This is a genomic window from Calditrichota bacterium, from assembly GCA_016867835.1.
Lineage (GTDB): Bacteria > Electryoneota > AABM5-125-24 > Hatepunaeales > Hatepunaeaceae > VGIQ01.
The window spans coordinates 1-3,813 of sequence record VGIQ01000168.1; the positions used below are offsets into that span (position 1 = coordinate 1).

Annotated in this window: 4 protein-coding genes; all 4 read left to right on the forward strand. The window is 52.0% G+C overall.

All coding sequences use genetic code 11. The annotated features are described in order from the left end of the window. The coding region (locus FJY67_11575; GenBank protein MBM3330088.1) for a Fe-S cluster assembly protein SufB at window positions 1-513 on the forward strand (513 nt) is incomplete at its 5' end. Continuing rightward, on the forward strand, window positions 506-1,777 hold the full coding sequence (locus tag FJY67_11580; protein ID MBM3330089.1) for a SufD family Fe-S cluster assembly protein: 1,272 nt from the start codon (window positions 506-508) through the stop codon (window positions 1,775-1,777). The genes FJY67_11575 and FJY67_11580, both read left to right, overlap by 8 nt. Then, on the forward strand, window positions 1,774-3,501 hold the full coding sequence (locus tag FJY67_11585; protein ID MBM3330090.1) for an ATP-binding protein: 1,728 nt from the start codon (window positions 1,774-1,776) through the stop codon (window positions 3,499-3,501). Before FJY67_11580 ends, FJY67_11585 begins: the two co-directional genes overlap by 4 nt. Window positions 3,502-3,515: 14 nt before the next feature. After that, on the forward strand, window positions 3,516-3,813 hold a 298-nt coding region (locus FJY67_11590), incomplete at its 3' end, for a non-heme iron oxygenase ferredoxin subunit (protein MBM3330091.1).

The following is a 3,813-nucleotide window of genomic DNA, read 5'->3' on the forward strand; positions in this document are numbered from 1 at the left end:
ACGATGAAATTCCCTTCGGTCTATCTGATGGGACCGAAGGCTCACGCCGAGATCCTTTCCGTCGCATATGGCGGTAAAGGTCAGCACACCGAAGCTGGTTCGAAAGTAATCCATGCCGCGCCGCAAACCTCGTCGCATATTACCTCCAAGTCGATCAGCCAGCACGATGGACGGACCTCCTACCGCGGACTCGTCGAAGTGATGCCGGGCGCTCACGGTATAAAGACCAGCGTCGTCTGCGATGCATTACTGCTCGATAAGGACGCACGTTCCGACACCTATCCCTACAACGAAATCCACGAGGACGACGTTACCGCCGGGCATGAAGCGTCGGTCAGCAAGGTCTCGGATGAGCAACTTTTCTATTTGATGTCTCGTGGGATCAAGCGCGAGGAAGCGCTGGCGATGATTGTGCGCGGATTCATCGACCCGATCGTGAAAGAACTTCCGATGGAGTATGCCCTCGAGATGAACCGGCTCATCCAGCTGCAGATGGAAGGCTCGGTTGGCTGACCTGTTAGCCGTTTCGCCGACCAGATCATCGGCATCGCTCCTCTCCGGTTGGGGCGAGCAGAGTGCCCGGACGTTATCGGAATCTCTCCGCGAGCCGCCAACCCTGATGGCACAGCGCCTTGAGGCGTTGAAACGGATTAAGATCACGCCCTGGCCGTCGGGGATCGACGAGACCTGGCGGCGCACCGATCCGCGCCTTTTCAGTAAGGAAAAATTCGCCCTTGCGTCGGACGGACTGTCGGTTGCGTTCGATCCGCCTGCTGAATATCCGTTCCAATGCGGGTCGTTCGGCAGCCAAAAGGCGCCTTGGGACGAGAGCGTCATGCAAGCCATCGTCGAGGTGCCCGAAGATACCGATTCGCCGGGAATAGGCTTGCTGCAGGTGGCTTTTTGGCAGAATGGCGCCTACTTTCTAACCGACGATCATCGTCAGCATTCGCACATCGTGCAGATCAAGGTCAACTCCGACTTGCCTCTCGGAGGCGCCCATCTGCCGTTGGTCGTGATCCGCATCGGCAAACGCAGCCGTATGAAGATACTTCTCGAACTGAACGCCCGCTCCAGGGGGGTCTCATTATTCGCGTCACAGACCCGGATCGTCCTTGATGAAGGTGCGCGGCTTGACCTGATGTTGATGAGCGACTGCGATTCGGAAGTCCGGTTTTATGACCACCTGAATGCCCGGCTCGGTCGCGAATCCGAACTGCGGCTGACATGGGGGGATTTCACACGCGGGACGACGGTCTCCCGGCGGGAAGCGCTGCTCACCGGACCCGGCGCCGAGGCTACGATGCGCGGAGGCCATATCGGAGGCGAAACCAGCCATCTCGATCTGCGGACGCTCCAGTTACATACCGCCGAGGTTACGACCAGCAACTTGCTCTACAAGGCGGCACTCTTCGGGCAGGCAAAGTCGGTCTATCAAGGACTGATCAATGTCGCCCCGACAGCACAAATGGCGAACGCCTATCAATTGAACCGCAACCTGTTGATGTCTGAAGGGGCGAGAGCCGACAGCATTCCGAAACTAGAAATTCTGGTCGATGAGGTGCGGTGCACCCATGGCGCTACAGCGGGTAAGGTCGATCCGGAAGCACTCTTCTATCTGATGAGCCGGGGCTTGGGCGAGGCTGAAGCGACACACCTGCTCCTTGACGGCTTCATCAGCGAAATCGTATCGGGCGAGGTTCCGACCGATTTCGGAGTCTATTTCAGGGGCAGAATGCAGGAGAGATTGAAGAAGGCGATGGAGGCGAGATTATGATAATGGGGATAACAATCCGCAGATTCAAGGGCATCGAGGAATTATCAATTCCCCTCGATGACGTCGTTATTTTTGCTGGGCCTAACAACTCCCACAAGACTACGGCGCTTCAAGCCCTTGTGATGTGGCAGCGCGCTCTGCAGAAGTGGTACCAGAAACGTGGCAGATCCAAGGGAACGAAGAAAATCGGGGTAGCGCTTGCTCGTACCGATCTAGTTACATCAAAGAGCGATATTCGGGGGTTATGGTTTGACAAGCAAGTCTATTTAGGAGTGAATGATCCTTCCAAGATAGAAATCATTGTTGACGGCATAAATGAGGAAGGGAATGAATGGAACCTCGGTATGGAATTGCAGTTCAGCTCGGATGAGCAATTGATTGTCAGACCAATTCGGACGGAATCGAATTTCGATTTACCTCCCGATATACCTCAAGAGGCACTCAATGTAAAGATCGTGCATCTTCCGGCACTTGCCGGTATTCCTTCTATGGAGGATTATCTTGGGACAGATTCTCAAGATCGCTATGTTGAGGAGGGCCGAGGCGGTGATGTGCTTAGGAGTATCATCTATGATCTTCATTTGCAACATTGGAACACGCAGCCTAAAGGGCGAAAGACACGGAGAGATTATTTGGAGCACTCCAAATGGGGTGACTTGCAGAGGATATTGAAGAGGTTTTTCGGAGTTGAACTTCTTGAACCCGAGAAAGTCGGAGGACAATTATGGGTATGGTATAAGCAATTGGATAGTGGCCGCAATAATGCCCTGAAACTGGAAATAACAAGCGCCGGCAGCGGATTTCTACAGACCTTATTGATTTTTGCTTATTTAAACTCAAGGGAAGGAAAGATATTATTGCTGGATGAGCCCGACGCGCATCTCGAGTGGCGCAAGCAGGAGGAAATATATAATGAGCTCAAAGAATTGGCAAAAGGGAGAAAGTCACAACTAATTGTTAGCAGTCACTCTGAAGTTATTATTAATCAAGAAGATAGACAGACTATCGTTTGTTTTCCGCAAGGCCGGCCTTTAATCGAGCGAGAAGAAGTTCAGCATCTAAGGAGATTGCTTCGCGAGGTGCCAACCGTTGATATCATCGAGTTGAAGCGAGTAGCTGCGATTCTCTATTGTGAGGATTTTACAGATCGCGAAATCCTCTTGGCGTGGGCAAACAAATGCAATTTAATGGCAGCTGAGATAATTCAGAACATCCATTTTCACCCCATAGGCGGTAATAGCATTGCGGCGGCGAAAAGGAATTTCGAAGCACTTAGGTTAATCTACTCTAACATTAAAGGATTCATTATAGTCGATCGTCTCGAAAGAGGGGGAAGCCCAAGATCGTCAAAAGAACTTTTTATTAGGACTTGGAAAAGAAGAGAGATAGAAAATTATCTTCTTGTTCCTAATGCACTTGCACGTTTCTGCAGGCTCGAAGGTGGCGAAATGTTTGGTCAAAAGGCACGAGAACTGTTAGAGGGTCGTTATTTTACTCCAGAGGCTATTGGCAACCCGATGAATGACAGCATTCACTTTCTCTATAATTACAAGGCATCAGATGAAATTCTGAATCCCTTTTTCAGGGAATATTCTGACATTACTGGTCGAAGAAGAATCATTGCTAAGCATGATTATCATAAAATTGCCGCCTGCATGGAAGAGTCCGAGTTGCATGCGGATATAATAGAGACGCTCAATCAAATACTGCACCACTTCGCTTGATTCAGCTTGATCGTATTTTCCACCCCCTTTGCCCCGCTGCCGACATTCCGGTAGGCAAGTCGAAGCGGGTTGTCGTCGAGGGCGTCGCGATTGCCATCTTCCACCTCGAAGAAGGTTTCTTTGCCATCGCTGACACCTGCCCGCACCAGAGCGGGTCGCTCACGTTCGGGTGGCTTGAACCGGAAGGCGTCATCGCCTGCCCCCGGCATGGCGCGCGTTTCGACGTCCGCACCGGCGAAGTGCTAACCCTGCCTGCAGTCTGCGGAGTCCGTTCCTATCCGGTCCGTATTGAAGGCGAAACCCTGTGCGTCT

Coding starts and splice junctions, on each gene's coding strand:
- FJY67_11585 (MBM3330090.1), top strand. CDS start 1,774: ATGATAATGGGGATAACAATCCGCAGATTCAAGGGCATCGAGGAATTA.